Genomic DNA, 18,799 nt, shown 5'->3' with positions numbered 1-18,799 from the left:
CGCTTACGCTTATCGGGCCTACGACTCTTTCCAGAATTTCTGCTTACTCGTTTTCCCAATACCCGGGTTCATACTGTTGGTTGGGTCATTCTCGCGGTAAAAGCGGGTTAATGTTTCGGGCGCCTGGTACAGATGCCCGACGTTATGTTCCGCCGGATACTGTGCCCCACGCTCGCGAAGTAACTCCAGCATCTGTTCTTTCAGCGCATGGGCATCCACGCCTTTTTTAACGATGTAATCCTGATGGAATACATAGCACATAAAGTGCCCGTAATAGAGCTTGTGCACCAGTTGGCTGTCGATTTCTGGCGGCAGATGTTCATACCATTCGGTGTCGTTACGACGCAGCGCGATATCCAGCGCCAGAATATCTTCTACTTCATCCGCATGAACGGCCTGGTAACGAATCGCCGCGCCAGCCGCCGCAAAGCGGTGCAGGAACGCCTTACTGCCTTCTTCCGGCGTACAGGCAAAGAAGTCGCCCTCTGCCGTTTTGAAAAACTCATTTAGCCAGTTTTGCGCTTCAGCCACGCCGCCACCGGCCATTTTTAACAGCAGGTGATGCTCGTATTTGTCGCGCCAGCTTTTCATACGCGCCGGTAAGTGGCTGGGGAATAAATGGCCAAACTTCTGCATCGCCCGGTCGGTGAAGTGCGGACGGAAAAATTTCACTTTTTCCAGCATCGCATCGGTGCGGCCTTTCAGGGTGAAGAAAAACGGCATTTTGTCGGTGCCGAGTTTGTCTATCATCAGGAACGTATCTTTGCCGTACTGCTCAGCGATGTCGTAAATATCGCGATGCATATATTCACCGGCAACCGGCAGATGTTCAAACTTCGCCAGAATATGACGGCGGATCTCCGTCAGCACCTCAGGCTGGTTGGTGCCGATATAAAAGACCTGCTGATTTTTTTCGGCTTCGAAAGTGTCCAGACGCACGGCGAAAACTGCGAGCTTTCCGGCACAACCGGACGATTCAAACAAGCGGTCCGGGTCGGCGTTATAGCGTGCGGGCGTATCCGCCTCAATATCTCTGACGCGGGTCACGTAGTCGTGATCGTGCGCATGACGTCCGTCGTGGCGAACATCGTCATCTTTGATGCGCTCGTCATCGAGTTTGCTGAGGATCTGTTCTGGGGTTTGGCCAAGCTCGATGCCCAGATGGTTAACCAGCTGTAATTTGCCCTGTTCATCAATACGCGCAAACAGTGACATCTCCGTGTAGGCCGGGCCTCGTTGCACCAGTGAGCCGCCGGAGTTGTTACAAATGCCGCCAATCACGGAAGCGCCGATACAGGAGGAACCGATCACTGAATGCGGTTCACGACCAAAAGGTTTGAGCGCTTTTTCCAGCGAATAAAGCGTTGTTCCAGGCCAGGCCAGCACCTGTTCGCCTTTGCCGATGACGTGCAGCTTATCAAGACGCAGGGTGCTGATAATAACAATCTCACGGTCGTAATCATTGCCGCTTGGCGTAGAGCCTTCGGTCAGGCCGGTATTGGCGGCCTGCATGAGAATGATTTTGTCTGCGGCGACGCAGGCGTTCAGGACGCGCCACAATTCTAAAAGCGAGCCCGGAAAAACGACGGCGAGTGCATCGCCCTGGCCGGAGCGAAATCCCTTGCGATAGCGGGCGGTTTTAGCGGGTTCAGTGAGCAGGTGCGAATGACCCACCAGGCGGGTCAGTTCATTCAGGAAAGCTTTATTATCTGTTGTAATGGAAGACATTCTCCACTCCTTGTGGTGGGACTCAATATCAGGAACAAGCATAGCGCTTTGTATGACAATACGCTTTCTCATTCATATTGTCTCTGGCTTGTCTTTCATTGATTCACGCTGGTTTTGAAAATTAGGAGAATAACCTTAGCTTTCTTTAGCGCTCCCGTTTAGTCTTACGGCAAATTGCGGTTTTTGTTATATTTTCGCTGATGCGTCAGGAAAAAATAAAGAGAGAATCAACATGAAATGGCTATGTTCTGTAGGTGTTGCGGTGAGTCTGGCGGTGCAACCCGCGCTGGCGGACACTCTGTTTGGTAACCATCCGCTAACGCCAGAAGCGCGGGATGCATTTGTTACCGATTTACTCAAACAGATGACCGTGGATGAGAAAATTGGTCAATTACGCTTAATCAGCGTCGGGCCTGATAATCCGAAGGAAGCCATCCGCGAGATGATCAAAGACGGGCAGGTTGGGGCAATTTTTAACACCGTCACACGCCAGGATATCCGCAAAATGCAGGATCAGGTGATGGAACTCAGCCGCCTGAAAATTCCTCTCTTTTTTGCCTACGACGTATTGCACGGCCAGCGTACCGTGTTCCCGATAAGCCTCGGTCTGGCGTCCTCCTTTAATCTCGATGCGGTCAGAACCGTCGGTCGCGTTTCAGCGTATGAAGCTGCCGATGATGGCCTGAACATGACCTGGGCGCCGATGGTTGATGTCTCCCGCGATCCGCGCTGGGGCCGGGCATCGGAAGGGTTTGGCGAAGACACGTATTTGACCGCCACGATGGGTAAAACCATGGTGGAAGCGATGCAGGGGAAAAGCCCTGCCGATCGCTATTCGGTGATGACCAGCGTCAAGCACTTCGCCGCTTATGGCGCGGTAGAGGGCGGGAAAGAGTACAACACCGTCGATATGAGCCCGCAGCGTCTGTTTAATGACTACATGCCGCCGTACAAAGCCGGGCTGGATGCCGGTAGCGGCGCGGTGATGGTAGGACTTAATTCGCTTAACGGTACGCCGGCGACGTCGGATGCCTGGCTGTTGAAAGACGTGCTGCGCGATGAGTGGGGCTTTAAAGGCATCACCGTTTCCGATCACGGCGCGATTAAGGAACTGATTAAGCACGGCACCGCCTCCGATCCTGAGGATGCGGTACGCGTGGCTATCAAGTCCGGTATCAACATGAGTATGAGCGATGAGTATTACAGCAAATACCTGCCGGGGCTGATTAAATCAGGCAAAGTGACAATGGCGGAGCTTGACGACGCTGCTCGCCACGTGCTGAACGTGAAATATGATATGGGGCTGTTTAACGATCCGTACAGCCATCTGGGAGCCAAAGAATCTGATCCGGTGGATACCAACGCCGAAAGCCGCCTGCACCGTAAAGAAGCGCGTGAAGTGGCGCGTGAAAGCCTGGTGCTGCTGAAAAACCGCCTCGACACGCTGCCGCTGAAAAAATCCGCCACCGTGGCGGTTGTCGGGCCACTGGCCGACAGCAAGCGTGATGTGATGGGCAGTTGGTCCGCAGCCGGGGTTGCCGATCAGTCGGTCACGGTGCTGACAGGGATTAAAAATGCCATTGGCGAGCAGGGTAAAGTGGTATACGCCAAAGGGGCGAATATCACCAACGATAAAGGCATTGTCGACTTCCTGAATCTGTATGAAGAAGCGGTGAAAGTTGACCCGCGCTCGCCGCAGGAGATGATTGATGAAGCCGTTAATGCGGCGAAACAGTCTGATGTGGTGGTTGCGGTGGTCGGTGAGGCACAGGGAATGGCACATGAAGCCTCCAGCCGGACGGACATTACTATTCCGCAGAGCCAACGTGACCTGATTGCCGCGCTGAAAGCAACGGGTAAGCCGCTGGTGCTGGTGCTGATGAACGGACGTCCGCTGGCGCTGGTTAAGGAAGATCAACAAGCTGATGCGATCCTCGAAACCTGGTTTGCCGGGACGGAAGGCGGTAACGCTATCGCCGATGTGTTGTTTGGCGATTACAACCCATCAGGCAAGCTGCCGATGTCTTTCCCACGCTCTGTCGGACAGATCCCGGTCTATTACAGCCATCTCAATACCGGTCGTCCGTATAACGCCGATAAGCCGAATAAGTACACCTCGCGTTATTTTGACGAAGCAAACGGTCCGTTGTATCCCTTTGGCTATGGCCTGAGCTACACCACCTTTACCGTTTCGGATGTGAAACTCTCTGCACCGACGATGAAACGTGACGGGACCGTGACGGCCAGCGTCCAGGTGACCAACACCGGCAAGCGCGAAGGTGCGACGGTGATTCAGATGTATTTGCAGGATGTGACCGCTTCAATGAGCCGTCCGGTAAAACAGCTGAAAGGCTTTGAGAAAGTGAATCTTAAACCGGGTGAAACGCAGACCGTCAGCTTCCCGATTGATATCGAAGCGCTGAAATTCTGGAACCAGCGTATGAAATACGATGCTGAACCGGGTAAATTTAACGTCTTTATCGGCGTGGATTCCGCCAGAGTGAAGCAGGGTGAATTTGAACTGCTGTAGTTGATGAAGAAAGCCACGCATCATGCCTGATGGCGCAATGCTTATCTGGTCTATGAAATAACGCTATCCGGCAAATTCACCTTGGGTTTGCCGGATTTTTTTATCGCCTTACTGCTAATTACTCTCAGTGTTACTACCCAATTGCCAGGTTAAGGCCTGATTTTTCGACTATGCTTTTTCCTCAAGTCTCTGAAAAGGGCCGTAAAAGGATGAGGAGCACAGCATGATAATCTCAAAGTTTGGGGTAGGGTCGTTGGCCTTGTTAGCCGCGATAAGTATGCCCTTGCAGGCCGCGTCACCCGTTACGGTCGGGTCAAAAATTGATACCGAAGGGGCGCTGCTCGGTAACATTATTTTGCAAGTGCTCGAAAGCCATGGTGTGAAAACCATCAATAAAGTGCAACTGGGGACTACGCCAGTGGTGCGTGGCGCTATTACATCCGGCGAGCTGGATATCTACCCGGAATATACCGGCAATGGCGCCTTCTTCTTTAAAGATGAGAATGATCCGGCGTGGAAAAATGCGCAGGCTGGTTTCGACAAAGTGAAAAAGCTGGACGCAGAGAAAAATAACCTAGTCTGGCTAACGCCTGCGCCCGCCAACAATACCTGGACCATTGCGGTCCGCCAGGATGTCGCCGAAAAGAATAAACTGGTTTCGCTTGCCGACTTAGGGCGCTACCTGAAAGAGGGTGGCACCTTCAAACTGGCCGCCTCTGCGGAGTTTATCGAACGTGCGGACGCGCTGCCCGCGTTTGAAAAAGCCTATGATTTTAAACTGAATCAGAATCAGCTTTTATCACTGGCCGGGGGGGATACCGCCGTGACGATTAAAGCCGCAGCGCAGCAAACCTCCGGCGTCAATGCCGCGATGGCCTACGGCACCGATGGTCCGGTCGCCGCGCTGGGGCTGCAAACGTTAAGCGATCCGCAAGGCGTTCAGCCGATTTATGCGCCTGCGCCAGTGGTACGTGAGTCGGTACTCAAGGCCTATCCGCAAATGGAAGAATGGCTGCAGCCTGTTTTTGCCAGTCTGGATGAAAAAACGCTCCAGCAGCTTAACGCCAGTATTGCCGTAGAGGGTCTGGATGCAAAAAAAGTTGCAGCAGATTATCTGAAGCAAAAAGGATGGGTTAAGTAACGGAATTTACGGCGGGTGGGTGTTTTGTCCAATATCTCGGTTAATCGGGTGCTGTTGCTGCTGGTTCTTCTTACCTTCGCAGCAGCTGCGCTTCCTTTCATTAGTTATGCCCCCAATCGCCTGGTTTCCGGCGAAGGTCGCCAACTCTGGGATATCAGGCCCGACATGGCGTGGGGACTGGCGGTGGCATGTTTGCTACTGTTTCTTCTGTGCTTTGTGTCGGGCAAATCCGGCAATATATTGACGCTTGTTATCAGCCAGCTGTTGGTGATTGCGGCGCTGGTAACCGCAGGTACAACGGCAACGTATCTGGCGCAGACGGGCAGTACGTTGGCCAGAACCAGTCTTGGCTCCGGGTTCTGGCTGGGTCTCGGATTCATGTTGCTGGCTGCCAGTGACGCCATTCGGCGCATCACCCGTCAGATGTTGTGGCGATGGGTGCTGCATGCGCAACTTTTTGTTATGCCGATAGTGTTATTACTGTCCGGCACGTTTAACGATCTTTCCCTGCTTAAAGAGTATGCCAACCGCCAGGATGTCTTTAACGACGCACTGGCGCAGCATCTGACTATTCTGTTCGGCACCGTCATACCCGCGCTATTCCTTGGTGTGCCGCTGGGCGTTTGGTGCTCTTTTTCTGACTCGCGTCAGGGGCCGGTTTTCGCCGTACTGAACATTATCCAGACCATCCCCTCGGTGGCCTTGTTTGGCCTGTTGATTGCGCCGCTCGCTGGGCTGGTTAAGCATTTTCCCTGGTTAAGCTCACTCGGCGTTGCGGGAACCGGCCTGACACCCGCGCTTATTGCGTTGGTACTGTATGCGCTCTTACCGTTGGTACGTGGCGTCGTGGCTGGACTGAATCAGGTTCCAGTGGATGTACTGGAAAGCGCCCGGGCGATGGGGATGAGCGCGCGTCAACGGTTTATCTCGGTGCAGTTGCCGCTGGCGCTGCCGGTCTTCTTGCGCAGTTTGCGGGTGGTGATGATCCAGACGGTAGGGATGGCGGTGATTGCCGCGCTGATCGGCGCCGGGGGCTTTGGCGCGCTGGTCTTTCAGGGATTGCTCAGTAGTGCTGTTGATTTAGTGCTGCTGGGCGTGATCCCGGTAGTTGTGCTGGCAGTATTGATTGATGCGCTGTTTGATTTAGGGCTAGCGCTGCTGAAGGGAACGAATAATGATTGAATTTAGTCATGTCAGTAAAACCTACGGTCAGCAAAAAGCCGTCGATGACCTTAATCTGCATTTGGCGGAGGGGAGCTTTTCGGTGCTGATTGGCACGTCGGGTTCCGGGAAATCCACCACACTGAAGATGATCAACCGACTGGTCGAGCATGACAGCGGGCAGATTCGTTTTGCGGGGGAGGAGATCCGCAGTCTGCCGGTACTGGAGTTAAGGCGGCGTATGGGGTACGCGATCCAGTCTATCGGTTTGTTCCCGCACTGGACCGTGGCGCAGAACATCGCCACCGTGCCGCAATTACAAAAGTGGTCGCGCTCGCGTATTGATGATCGAACAGATGAACTTATGGCACTGTTGGGGCTGGAGGCGAGTTTGCGTCACCGTTACCCACATCAGCTTTCCGGCGGGCAGCAGCAGCGGGTCGGGGTTGCGCGCGCCCTGGCGGCAGATCCACAGGTGCTATTGATGGATGAGCCTTTTGGCGCGCTGGATCCTGTCACCCGCGGTGCGTTGCAGCAGGAGATGACCCGTATTCATCGTCTGCTGGGGCGTACCATCGTATTAGTGACGCATGATATCGACGAGGCGCTGAGGCTGGCGGAACATCTGGTCCTGATGGACGCGGGGAAGGTCGTGCAGCAAGGGACGCCGCTATCGATGCTGACTGCGCCAGCGAACGATTTCGTACAAACGTTCTTTGGCCGCAGCGAACTGGGCGTGCGGTTACTGTCGCTGCGTACGGTGGGTGATTTTATCCGTCGCGGCGAACATTCAGACGGTGAGCCGCTGGTGGCTGAAATGACGCTGCGTGATGCGCTGTCGATGTTTGTGGCGCGGGGGTGCGATGTCCTGCCGGTTGTGACGCCGCAGGGCGTGTCCTGCGGTACGCTTCACTTTCGCGATCTGCTTTCGGAGATGCCGCCCCGTGAAACGTCTTGCTGATCCACTGCTGTGGCTGGTTGTCCTGTTCCTGATCCTGTTGGTCGGGTTACCGCACAGTCAGGCCCTGTTTAGTTCGCTGTTTCCTGAGTTGCCGCGCCCCGTGTATCAGCAGGAAAGTTTTACGGCGCTGGCGCTGAGTCATTTTGCGCTGGTAGGAATATCGAGTCTTATCGCCGTACTCATCGGCACCGGTGCCGGGATTGCGGTAACCCGGCCCTGGGGGGCAGAGTTCAGGCCGATGGTGGAAACTATCGCCGCCGTGGGGCAGACTTTTCCCCCGGTCGCGGTGCTGGCGATTGCCGTACCGGTGATGGGATTTGGTCTTGAGCCGGCGGTTATCGCGCTGATCCTGTATGGCGTGTTACCGATCCTACAGGCAACCCTGGCGGGGCTGGGAGGCATCTCTGCCAGCGTGATGGATATCGCCAGCGGGATGGGGATGAGTCGCTGGCAGCGTCTGCGTAAAGTGGAGTTGCCGCTGGCGGCGCCGGTTATTCTGGCGGGGATCCGCACGTCGGTGATCATTAATATCGGCACCGCAACGATAGCCTCAACCGTCGGGGCGAATACGCTGGGTACGCCGATAATTATCGGACTTAGCGGATTCAATACCGCGTATGTGATTCAGGGGGCGTTGCTGGTCGCGTTGGCGGCAGTGATTGTCGATCGCGGATTTGAGCGATTAGCGAGCTACCTTACCCGGCACGTAAAATGAATGTGTAGCCTGCCAGCATGACGCCGCCGATACCGCCGATAGCCATCAGCAGGAAGAGGGTGATTACACCGATTTTAGCTGCGCTCATTGTGCACTCCTTATGTGAATCTAAGGATTGTACACTTTTGTTAATAGAATATTAAATACCGAGTGGATAAATATCGTGACCCAACGCGCGCCATTCACTCAACTGCTGTTGCTGAGCGGGCGTTTGGTTCTCGCCGCACCAGACAAGTAAGGTTCGCCCTTCGAACATTTCCGGTCGTAGTTGGTTCAGCGAATGGGCCAGAACGTCAACGCGCCATCCCTGCTGACTGGCAACCCAACCCTCCAGCCATAAGCGGGTGGTATCGTGAATATTCCAGCCGACAACCAGCGCATCTTTACCCTGTTTCTTGCGTGCTGAGGCCAGACAAATCGCGATGTAGTTGATGAGGACGCCGTCGAGGATCCCGAGTAACGCCTGGAGGATCGGCTGCTGACACTGTAGACGGCGGCGTAACGGTGTGAACAAATGGGTGTTGAGCGTTTGCGCCGGATAATCCTGGCCACGCTCTTTGATCCACATTCTCAGACTATGCAAATTATTGCTTTGCAAATAGCTTAATAGCGTCTCTTGCTGTTCACGCCAGCCGTTATGCACATCAATGTTCTCATTGCTGAGCAACATTTTCACCTTACTGACCTGAACACCGTTGTTTATCCAGCGTTTTATCTCACGGATCCTGTCGATATCCGCGTCGTTAAACAGACGATGACCGCCGTCTGTCCGCTGCGGTTTGAGTAATCCGTAACGCCTCTGCCACGCGCGTAAAGTGACAGGGTTGATATCACAAAGCAAAGCCACTTCACCGATTGTGTAAAGCGCCATCGTCGTCTCACTCTTGCTCGCGAGGTCCCAGTTTTACTTTAGACGCTCTTTTGCGAACCAGGTAGTTTTGTCTGTTTTTTGATCAATGAATGGTTGGGTTTGTCGTCATACTCGCGCTTTCGAGTGATCGTTCTCACAAATTCCTGTTTTTTTGCAACACTTCAAAGAAAGTTACGCGCAGCCCATGTATGTTACGCGCTTTTAAGTGATGTGTGGTTGGCGCGTATGTACGAGTTTAATCTGGTGTTGCTGCTGCTTCAGCAGATGTGCGTGTTTCTCGTTATCGCGTGGCTGATGAGCAAAACGCGTTTGTTTATCCCGCTGATGCAGGTCACTATCCGTCTCCCGCACAAACTGCTTTGCTATGTCACCTTTTCCATTTTCTGCATTTTGGGCACCTATTTCGGGCTGCACATTGATGACTCTATTGCTAATACGCGTGCTATCGGCGCGGTGATGGGCGGACTGCTCGGCGGTCCCGTAGTCGGTGGTTTAGTCGGTCTGACCGGTGGCTTGCACCGTTATTCAATGGGCGGTATGACGGCGCTAAGCTGCATGATTTCGACCATTGTGGAAGGTTTACTCGGCGGGCTGGTGCACAGCGTGCTCACCCGTCGTGGTCGTACCGATAAAGTCTTTAGCCCACTGACGGCGGGTGCCATCACCTTTGTGGCTGAACTGGTGCAGATGCTGATTATCTTATTAATTGCTCGTCCGTTTGATGATGCGTTTCGGTTGGTCAGCAATATTGCCGCCCCGATGATGGTCACCAATACCGTGGGCGCAGCCCTGTTTATGCGTATTTTGCTCGATAAACGGGCAATGTTTGAAAAATACACCTCGGCTTTTTCTGCCACCGCGCTCAAAGTTGCCGCCTCTACGGAAGGTATTTTGCGTCAGGGGTTCAACGAGGTTAACAGCATGAAGGTGGCTCAGGTGCTGTACGAAGAGCTGGATATCGGCGCGGTGGCGATTACCGATCGTGAGAAGCTGCTGGCATTTACCGGCATTGGTGACGATCACCACCTGCCTGGTAAACCGATTTCGTCGTCGTACACTCTACGGGCAATAGAAACCGGAGAGGTGGTGTATGCCGACGGGAATGAAGTCCCTTACCGTTGTTCTTTGCATCCGCAATGCAAATTAGGCTCGACGCTGGTGATTCCGCTGCGGGGTGAAAACCAGCGGGTGATGGGGACCATCAAACTATATGAGGCTAAAAACCGCCTCTTTAGCTCGATCAACCGCACGTTGGGGGAGGGGATCGCTCAGCTACTTTCGGCGCAAATACTGGCTGGACAGTACGAACGGCAAAAAGCAATGCTTACGCAGTCAGAAATAAAACTCCTGCACGCCCAGGTGAATCCTCATTTTCTGTTCAATGCGCTCAATACCATCAAAGCCGTGATCCGCCGCGATAGCGAGCAGGCCAGTCAACTGGTGCAGTACCTGTCGACCTTCTTTCGCAAAAACTTAAAGCGTCCGTCGGAGATTGTCACACTGGCCGATGAAATTGAGCACGTGAACGCCTATTTGCAAATTGAAAAGGCGCGATTCCAGTCGCGGCTGCAGGTGACCTTAACGGTGCCTGATGAACTTTCGTATCAGCAATTACCGGCTTTTACCCTGCAGCCCATCGTGGAGAATGCCATTAAGCACGGTACCTCTCAGTTACTGGATACCGGAGAGGTGTCGATTACCGCCCGTCGCGAAGGGCAGTATCTGATGCTTGATATTGAAGATAATGCCGGACTGTATCAGCCAACGTCTGAGGCCAGCGGGTTGGGTATGAATCTGGTCGATAAACGACTGCGCGAGCGGTTTGGCGATGATTTTGGCATCAGCGTAGCGTGTGAACCTGACCGCTTTACCCGAATCACATTACGACTTCCTCTGGAGGAACAGGCATGATCAAAGTGCTGATTGTCGATGACGAACCGTTAGCGCGGGAGAATCTGCGGATCCTGTTGCAGGAGCAAAGCGACATCGAGATTGTCGGGGAATGTTCGAACGCGGTGGAAGCCATCGGCGCGGTACATAAACTGCGCCCGGATGTCCTGTTTCTCGATATTCAGATGCCGCGTATCAGCGGTCTGGAAATGGTCGGTATGCTTGATCCCGAGCATCGCCCGTACATTGTTTTCCTGACCGCCTTTGATGAGTATGCGGTTAAAGCCTTTGAAGAACACGCGTTTGATTATCTGCTCAAGCCGATTGAAGAGGCGCGGCTGGAAAAAACGCTGAGCCGTTTGCGTCAGGAACGCACGAAGCAGGATGTATCGCTACTGCCTGAGCATCAGCAGGCGCTGAAGTTTATTCCGTGCAGCGGTCATAGCCGTATTTATTTGCTGCAAATGGATGATGTAGCATTTATCAGTAGTCGTATGAGCGGCGTGTATGTCACCAGTAGTGATGGTAAAGAGGGGTTTACAGAGTTGACGCTCAGAACGCTGGAAAGTCGTACGCCACTACTGCGCTGCCACCGCCAATATCTGGTGAATTTAGCGCAATTGCAGGAAATCCGGCTGGAAGATAATGGCCAGGCCGAGCTGATTTTGCGTAACGGGCTGACCGTTCCGGTGAGCCGTCGTTATCTTAAAAGTCTAAAAGAGGCGATTGGACTGTAAAACTGATACACTGCGCGCCATTGCATCACCGACTGTTGAAGGCTCTATGCTAAGTAACGATATTCTTCGTAGCCTGCGCTACACCCTGAAAGCGAACAATAACGACATGGTGCGTATTCTTGCGCTTGCTGACATGGAATCCACCTCCGCGGGTTTTGATACCTGGATGACAAAAGAAGATGAAGATGGGTTTGTGCGCTGCCCGGATATCATTCTTTCCGGTTTTTTAAACGGTCTGATTTATCATCTGCGCGGGAAAGATGATTCAGCGCCGGAACTGGCGCTTGAGCGTCGTGTTAATAACAATACGGTGCTGAAAAAACTGCGTATCGCCTTTTCGCTGAAAACCGATGATATTCTGGCCATTATGACCGAGCAGAAATTTCGCGTGTCGATGCCGGAAATTACCGCCATGATGCGCGCGCCGGACCATAAAAACTATCGCGAATGTGGCGATCAGTTCCTGCGTTATTTCCTGCGCGGTTTGACCTCTCGCGTACACAACGCGAAAGCATAACGAGAAAAACGGGCGACCACGATTAAAATCGGGTCGCCGACGGTTTACTTCACTTCTTTAAAGCCCGCCGCTTCCATTATCGTCTGCATTTGTTTCATGCTGATGTTTTTATCGGCGTTTTCAGACAGCTTCATTCCAGAGATTCCCTGCAACGATTTTATGTCGACCTTTTCCATATCGATGGTGACATTTTCTTGCGCGTAGGTGTCTGTATAGGTGAGCTTTTCTTCAATGCCCGGAATATTATGATATTTAGCGCTTAAGGCGTCGAAGACTTTTGCTGCTTCTTCTTTATTGCTGGCGCCGACAGACGCATAGCTGATTTTACTTTCTGAGGTTTGCTTCAGAACTTTGTCACCTTTAAAGGTGTAAGAGACCGTAATATCAGAACCGTTAATGTTGGCATTGAATGTTTTCGTTTCTTCTTTATCGCCACATCCCGCGAGGGAAAAAACCAGAACAGATGCCGCGGCGAGCGAAAGTAATTTTTGTAACGCGTTCATGCAAAACTCCATTTCATGAATATCGGATGTTAAATAATAACATCCATGAATCTGGTGAGTCCGGACGACCCTGATACCAGAGGCGCATAGAATAAATCTAATATTAAAAAATGCGCAGTCCGAAAATGGAGTGAAGTGACGAGTTTAAGATTAGGGGAATCGCTAATGTCGCAAAAAAAAAGCGCTGCCATTGCAGCGCTTGATATATCTTACTTCACCTGTTGGCCAGGTTTTGCACCTTCGTCCGGGCTTAACAGGAAGATATCTTTCCCGCCAGGACCTGCCGCCATTACCATACCTTCGGAAATACCGAAGCGCATTTTACGCGGTGCCAGGTTGGCAACCATAATGGTCTGGCGTCCGATCAGGACCTGCGGATCCGGATAAGCAGAACGAATACCCGAGAAGACGTTACGCTTCTCGCCACCGAGATCCAGCGTCAGACGCAGCAGTTTGTCAGAACCGTCTACGAACTCAGCGTTTTCAATCAACGCGACGCGCAGGTCAACTTTGGCGAAATCGTCAAAGGTGATGGTTTCCTGAATCGGATCGTCCGCCAGCGGGCCGGTAACCGGTGCGGCCGCGGCTTTCACCTCCTCTTTAGACGCTTCAACCAGTGCTTCAACTTGCTTCATGTCGATGCGATTGTAGAGCGCCTTAAAGGTGTTGACCTTGTGACCGAGCAGCGGCTGCTCGATAGCATCCCAGTTCAGTTCGCTGTTCAGGAAGGCTTCAACGCGTTCAGCCAGCGTCGGCAGTACCGGTTTCAGGTAAGTCATCAGAACGCGGAACAGGTTGATGCCCATTGAGCAAATTGCCTGCAGGTCCGCATCGCGGCCTTCCTGTTTAGCCACAACCCACGGGGCCTGTTCGTCAACGTAGCGGTTTGCCACGTCGGCCAGCGCCATGATTTCACGGATAGCTTTACCGAATTCACGGCTTTCCCACGCTTCGCCAATGACTGCAGCGGCATCGGTGAAGGTTTTATACAGTGCCGGATCGGCCAGTTCAGCCGCCAGCACGCCGTCGAAACGCTTGGCGATAAAGCCAGCGTTACGGGAGGCCAGGTTGACTACTTTGTTGACGATGTCGGCGTTAACGCGCTGGACAAAGTCTTCCAGGTTCAGGTCGATGTCATCAATACGTGAAGAGAGCTTCGCCGTGTAGTAGTAACGCAGGCTGTCGGCGTCGAAGTGCTTCAGCCAGGTGCTGGCCTTAATAAAGGTGCCGCGAGATTTGGACATCTTCGCGCCGTTCACCGTCACATAACCGTGTACGAACAGGTTGGTCGGCTTACGGAAGTTGCTGCCTTCCAGCATGGCAGGCCAGAACAGGCTGTGGAAGTAGACGATGTCCTTGCCGATGAAATGATACAGCTCGGCGTCGGAGTCTTTTTTCCAGTACTCATCAAAACTGGTCGTGTCGCCGCGCTTGTCGCACAGGTTTTTGAACGATCCCATATAGCCAATTGGCGCATCCAGCCAGACGTAGAAGTACTTGCCAGGCGCATTTGGGATTTCAAAACCGAAGTACGGTGAGTCGCGGGAAATATCCCACTGCTGCAGGCCAGATTCAAACCATTCCTGCATTTTGTTGGCGACCTGCTCCTGCAACGCGCCGCTGCGCGTCCACGCCTGCAGCATTTCGCTGAACGATGGCAGGTCAAAGAAGAAGTGTTCTGAGTCACGCATCACCGGTGTTGCGCCGGAAACGACGGATTTCGGCTCGATAAGTTCGGTCGGGCTGTAGGTTGCGCCGCAGACTTCACAGTTATCGCCGTACTGATCCGGAGACTTACATTTCGGACAGGTGCCTTTAACGAAACGGTCAGGCAGGAACATGCCTTTTTCCGGATCGTACAGCTGGGAGATAGTGCGGTTTTTAATAAAACCGTTCTCCTTCAGGCGCGTGTAAATCAGCTCAGACAGCTCACGGTTCTCTTCGCTATGCGTAGAGTGGTAGTTGTCGTAGCTGATGTCAAAACCTGCAAAATCAGTCTGATGCTCCTGACTCATTTCACCGATCATCTGCTCTGGCGTGATCCCAAGTTGCTGTGCTTTCAGCATGATTGGCGTACCGTGGGCGTCGTCCGCGCAGATGAAGTTTACCTGGTGGCCGCGCATTCGCTGGTAACGGACCCAGACATCAGCCTGGATGTGCTCCAGCATATGGCCGAGGTGGATAGAGCCGTTGGCGTACGGCAGCGCGCACGTTACCAGAATTTTCTTCGCGACTTGAGTCATAGTGGGCAATTACTTCTTTTGTAGTGAAAAGGGCTTTGATAGTACCAAAATGGTAATTACTGCGCCAAGCGATAAGGGCATTTATACGTAAATGAATAATTGTTGCGGTTGGAGTAAACTACCTGGTGACTATTGTATTTTCAGAACAACAAAAAGGAGTCGGGATGAACCCACAATCCCAGGCCAAATCACCAGAAACCCTGCGCGCGATGGTCGCCGGGACGCTGGCGAATTTTCAGCATTCAACCCTGAAGCATAATCTGACGACGCTTAAAGCGTTGCACCACGTCGCCTGGATGGATGACACGTTGCACGTCGAGCTGGTCATGCCCTTCGTCTGGCAGAGCGCGTTTGAAGCATTAAAAGAGCAATGCAGTGCCGATCTGCTGCGTATTACCGGCGCGAAGGCGATTGACTGGAAGTTGTCGCATAACATCGCGACGCTGAAGCGCGTGAAAAACCAGCCGGGTATTAATGGTGTGAAGAACATCATTGCCGTTAGCTCGGGCAAAGGTGGCGTTGGCAAATCCTCGACCGCGGTGAACCTGGCGCTGGCGCTGGCCGCGGAAGGGGCGAAGGTGGGCATTCTTGACGCCGATATTTATGGCCCGTCCATCCCGACGATGCTCGGTGCGGAAAACCAGCGTCCAACTTCGCCGGACGGCACCCATATGGCGCCGATCATGTCTCACGGTCTGGCGACCAACTCCATTGGCTATCTGGTCACTGACGATAACGCCATGGTGTGGCGCGGCCCGATGGCCAGTAAAGCGCTGTTGCAGATGCTGCAGGAAACCTTATGGCCGGATCTTGATTATCTGGTACTGGATATGCCGCCAGGCACCGGTGACATCCAGCTGACGCTGGCGCAGAACATTCCGGTAACGGGGGCGGTTGTAGTGACCACGCCGCAGGATATTGCGCTGATCGATGCGAAAAAAGGCATTGTGATGTTCGAAAAAGTCGAAGTGCCGGTGTTGGGTATTGTTGAGAATATGAGTATGCATATTTGCAGCAACTGCGGACATCATGAGCCAATCTTTGGCACCGGTGGCGCGCAGAAACTGGCCGAGCAGTACCACACCCAACTGCTGGGACAAATGCCGCTGCATATTTCTCTGCGTGAAGACCTCGATCGCGGTACGCCGACGGTTATCAGCCGCCCAGACAGCGAATTTACTGCCATTTACCGTGACCTTGCAGGGCGCGTAGCAGCGCAGCTGTACTGGCAGGGTGAAGTTATTCCTGGCGAGATTGCCTTCCGCGCGGTGTAATTTCTGGCGTTAAATATTATTCACCGCATCAATGGCATATTGATGTGGTGAATATATAAGATGAAGGGAAAATAGAGTATTGTTTATCCTACCTTAATAAAACATGATTTTTTCTGAATTAAATCCGTTATTCATCATTTAAATTGATCATGCCTATCTCATTGATTTAGTATTTCAATTGGTTTTCGCGTGATAGTACATCTATCATTGCGCCAAATAACCACCCTGCATGTTAAATCGGGTTTAATACAGGAACGACATTTAGATGAAAAAAACTTTGTCGCTGGGAATTATAGTTCTGGCTTATGGATTAAGTCTTCCCACATTGGGCGCAGATACCGCAACCTTAACTATTAGCGGCACCGTTGTCGCGCCGACCTGCAGTACTGAAGTGGTAAATGCTCAACTTCAACAGCGCTGCGGCAACACCACCCACGTTTCCAGTACCGAACAAACTGTCACGTCGGTGGCGAGGGGAGTAACAACGGAACTGGTGGCTATTCCGGGGAGCGATAATCGTCAAATTATCCTCAATCGCTACGACTAGAATATTCTCTTTCATATAGCCCATATCACCTTCATGAATGATATGGGCTTTTTTATTTATCCTAAAAATAAATATGAATGGTAAATTACGCTAACTTATTAATTGTGCAAATAAGTTTGGTTTCTATCTATTTGTTGCGATTATATTGCACGGAGTAACTTGTTTTAAATCAAAAAAACATTCCGTTTACATTGCGGTAACGATTTAAACGTGTAGATTCTAGTTACAGGAATAACACCGCGTAACAAATCTAAATATATTGATTAAGGAAGATACTATGAATCGTTCAATTATTGCTGCTGTATTGGCTGGCGTATTTTTGAGTGGTGGGGCTTATGCTGCTCCTGCAGAGGAACAAGGAACTTTGACAATTACTGGCGAAGTAACAGGTACCGCTTGTCGATTCGATAATGGGAATAACGTTTCTGCAATTGAATTAGGAAATGTACCTGCTTCGGCATTTCAAGGTTACGATGTTGGCGTTGATGTTCCATTTGGCGAAAATGAAGCGACAACACCAATGATTTTGGTATGCGATCCAACCAAAGATGTAATTATTAAAGTTGATGGTGCTGCTTTCGATTATAATGATGTTATCGAAAACACAGTGGCTCAGGGATCTGGTGGTGCTACCGGTGTTGGTTTTAAATTATACCATAAAAATAAGTTAATTGAAAAAGACGGAAACTCAACGCTTGCTATTTCTGATCTTAAATCATTAGGCGATAATAAATATGAGTTGCTTCTTTCTGCGCGGTATGCAAAAGCAGCAACTAACGTTTCTGAGGGTAAGGTAAACGGAACTGTAAAACTGATGGTCATCCAGGAATAATGTTATGCCGGCAACCTTGGTTGCCGGCATAAAATAAGGAATGAAAAATGAAGATGCTATGTGCGGTAATCACATTATCAGTTGTTACACCAGTTCATGCAGGGATAGTGATTTATGGCACAAGAGTTATTTACCCCGCGGAAAAAAGTGAAATAACGCTGCAGTTAATGAACCAGGAACAAAATGCCTCTCTGGTTCAGGCCTGGATCGATGATGGTAATACATCATTACCGCCAGAGAAGATTCAGGTTCCCTTTTTATTAACGCCTCCAGTGGTCAGGGTGCCGGGCAATTCAGGTCAACAGCTCAAAATCAAAAAAATGCCCAATACGTTGCCGAAAAATAAAGAGAGCCTGTTTTATCTTAATGTACTGGATATTCCGCCTAATAACCCAGTAAATGCTGGCAAGAATGTTATAAAGTTTGCGATGCAGAATCGTATTAAATTATTTTACCGTCCGTCAGGTATTGCACCAGTTAATAGTGCGACTTTCAAAAAAATAGTTTTGGTACGCAATGGTAAGAGTTTTATCATAAAAAATGACAATGCTAATTGGGTTACGGTAGCTGAGATAAAATTTGGCAGTGTGAAAATAAATGATAAATCAGTGATGGTCGCACCATTCTCTAGTGAACCCGTCATGGTTAAAAGTAGTAACGCTAACCAATATAAATTAACCATTATCAATGATTATGGCAGCTTTATAAGTGATAGCGTCAGCTTGAAATAACAGGAGCTGATTATGTTAAGGATGACCCCGCTTGCTTCTGCGATATTAATTTCGTTATGGAGTATTACTACCTATGCTGAAGAGACCTTCGATACCAATTTTATGACTGGTGGTATGAAGGGGGCGAAGGTTTCTGATTTCCGTATTGATGATAACCATCCATTGCCAGGGCAGTATGATGTTGATATCTATGTCAATACTCAATGGCGCGGTAAATATGAGATTACTGTTAAAGACACCCCTGAAGAAACTTGTCTGTCCCGCGATACGATTTCGCGTTTAGGAATTAATACTGATGAGATCGGGTAATGACTCCAACTTATTGATAGTGTTTTATGTTCAGATAATGCCCGATGACTTTGTCATGCAGCTCCACCGATTTTGAGAACGACAGCGACTTCCGTCCCAGCCGTGCCAG

At 51.3% G+C, this 18,799-nt stretch carries 18 protein-coding genes and 1 pseudogene; 13 read left to right on the top strand and 6 right to left on the bottom strand.

The window, feature by feature from the left end:
- Positions 1-18 precede the first annotated feature (18 nt).
- The gene (gene dld / locus FHD02_RS22325) at positions 19-1,728 is read right to left on the bottom strand and encodes a D-lactate dehydrogenase (protein WP_042307352.1); all 1,710 of its coding nucleotides are present in this window, start codon (positions 1,726-1,728) and stop codon (positions 19-21) included.
- 232 nt (positions 1,729-1,960) lie between these two features.
- Between dld and bglX the strand changes: the two genes are divergently transcribed.
- The 5 genes from bglX (at position 1,961) to FHD02_RS22300 (ending at position 8,236) form a co-directional block, all read left to right on the top strand.
- A complete protein-coding gene (bglX, locus tag FHD02_RS22320; protein WP_137347135.1) occupies positions 1,961-4,258 on the top strand; it encodes a beta-glucosidase BglX in 2,298 nt (765 codons plus the stop codon).
- Between the two features lie 223 nt (positions 4,259-4,481).
- Entirely contained in the window at positions 4,482-5,399 is a 918-nt protein-coding gene (locus FHD02_RS22315) for an ABC transporter substrate-binding protein (protein ID WP_220394316.1), read from the top strand.
- A gap of 15 nt (positions 5,400-5,414) precedes the next feature.
- A complete protein-coding gene (locus FHD02_RS22310) occupies positions 5,415-6,581 on the top strand; it encodes an ABC transporter permease (RefSeq protein WP_309241902.1) in 1,167 nt (388 codons plus the stop codon).
- Positions 6,574-7,521, top strand: coding sequence for an ABC transporter ATP-binding protein (locus FHD02_RS22305; RefSeq protein ID WP_079223478.1), 948 nt, complete (start codon positions 6,574-6,576; stop codon positions 7,519-7,521). Before FHD02_RS22310 ends, FHD02_RS22305 begins: the two co-directional genes overlap by 8 nt.
- Complete coding sequence (locus FHD02_RS22300) at positions 7,505-8,236, top strand: ABC transporter permease (protein WP_079223481.1); 732 nt, start codon at positions 7,505-7,507, stop codon at positions 8,234-8,236. Before FHD02_RS22305 ends, FHD02_RS22300 begins: the two co-directional genes overlap by 17 nt.
- Here the strand turns inward: FHD02_RS22300 and FHD02_RS22295 are convergent.
- Positions 8,217-8,324: a protein YohO gene (locus tag FHD02_RS22295; RefSeq protein WP_003027354.1), complete on the bottom strand. Its 108-nt coding sequence runs from the start codon at positions 8,322-8,324 to the stop codon at positions 8,217-8,219. The two genes, FHD02_RS22300 and FHD02_RS22295, sit on opposite strands and share 20 nt — an antisense overlap.
- Before the next feature lie 51 nt (positions 8,325-8,375).
- Positions 8,376-9,107, bottom strand: coding sequence for an HTH-type transcriptional regulator MlrA (gene mlrA, locus FHD02_RS22290; RefSeq protein WP_042307362.1), 732 nt, complete (start codon positions 9,105-9,107; stop codon positions 8,376-8,378).
- Between the two features lie 225 nt (positions 9,108-9,332).
- On the opposite strand from mlrA, the gene FHD02_RS22285 reads away from it, so the two are divergent.
- From FHD02_RS22285 to FHD02_RS22275, 3 genes are read left to right on the top strand one after another with little or no spacing between them, the layout of a single operon-like run.
- Positions 9,333-11,018, top strand: coding sequence for a sensor histidine kinase (locus tag FHD02_RS22285; protein ID WP_042307365.1), 1,686 nt, complete (start codon positions 9,333-9,335; stop codon positions 11,016-11,018).
- Positions 11,015-11,734: a two-component system response regulator BtsR gene (btsR, locus tag FHD02_RS22280; RefSeq protein WP_042307368.1), complete on the top strand. Its 720-nt coding sequence runs from the start codon at positions 11,015-11,017 to the stop codon at positions 11,732-11,734. Before FHD02_RS22285 ends, btsR begins: the two co-directional genes overlap by 4 nt.
- Positions 11,735-11,780: 46 nt before the next feature.
- Positions 11,781-12,251 carry a DUF1456 family protein gene (locus tag FHD02_RS22275; RefSeq protein WP_042307978.1) on the top strand — a complete coding sequence of 157 codons (471 nt, stop codon included), beginning with the start codon at positions 11,781-11,783 and terminating at the stop codon, positions 12,249-12,251.
- Between the two features lie 44 nt (positions 12,252-12,295).
- Here FHD02_RS22275 and FHD02_RS22270 read toward each other — a convergent pair whose 3' ends face one another.
- Entirely contained in the window at positions 12,296-12,754 is a 459-nt protein-coding gene (locus FHD02_RS22270) for a YehR family lipoprotein (protein WP_137360798.1), read from the bottom strand.
- 209 nt (positions 12,755-12,963) lie between these two features.
- A complete protein-coding gene (metG, locus tag FHD02_RS22265) occupies positions 12,964-14,997 on the bottom strand; it encodes a methionine--tRNA ligase (protein WP_079223487.1) in 2,034 nt (677 codons plus the stop codon).
- 164 nt (positions 14,998-15,161) lie between these two features.
- On the opposite strand from metG, the gene apbC reads away from it, so the two are divergent.
- From apbC to FHD02_RS22240, 5 genes and pseudogenes are all read left to right on the top strand, one after another.
- Positions 15,162-16,271: an iron-sulfur cluster carrier protein ApbC gene (apbC, locus tag FHD02_RS22260; protein WP_137371193.1), complete on the top strand. Its 1,110-nt coding sequence runs from the start codon at positions 15,162-15,164 to the stop codon at positions 16,269-16,271.
- Positions 16,272-16,536: 265 nt separating this feature from the next.
- Positions 16,537-16,818, top strand: coding sequence for a DUF2574 family protein (locus FHD02_RS22255; RefSeq protein ID WP_042307374.1), 282 nt, complete (start codon positions 16,537-16,539; stop codon positions 16,816-16,818).
- Between the two features lie 277 nt (positions 16,819-17,095).
- Positions 17,096-17,650: a fimbrial protein gene (locus FHD02_RS22250; protein WP_042307376.1), complete on the top strand. Its 555-nt coding sequence runs from the start codon at positions 17,096-17,098 to the stop codon at positions 17,648-17,650.
- 47 nt (positions 17,651-17,697) lie between these two features.
- Entirely contained in the window at positions 17,698-18,381 is a 684-nt protein-coding gene (locus FHD02_RS22245) for a fimbria/pilus periplasmic chaperone (RefSeq protein WP_042307377.1), read from the top strand.
- Positions 18,382-18,393: 12 nt separating this feature from the next.
- Positions 18,394-18,678: pseudogene (locus tag FHD02_RS22240) on the top strand (FimD/PapC N-terminal domain-containing protein); the annotation flags it as partial.
- A gap of 22 nt (positions 18,679-18,700) precedes the next feature.
- Here FHD02_RS22240 and FHD02_RS22235 read toward each other — a convergent pair.
- Positions 18,701-18,799: IS1 family transposase (locus tag FHD02_RS22235; protein ID WP_000641146.1), on the bottom strand; the 99-nt coding region annotated here is incomplete at its 5' end.

Source organism: Citrobacter sp. EC_71 (assembly GCF_019584005.1).
In the GTDB taxonomy this organism is placed as follows: Bacteria; Pseudomonadota; Gammaproteobacteria; order Enterobacterales; family Enterobacteriaceae; genus Citrobacter; species Citrobacter werkmanii.
The sequence above is the reverse complement of the archived record's forward strand: the minus strand, read 5'-3'. Positions and strand labels throughout refer to the sequence as shown.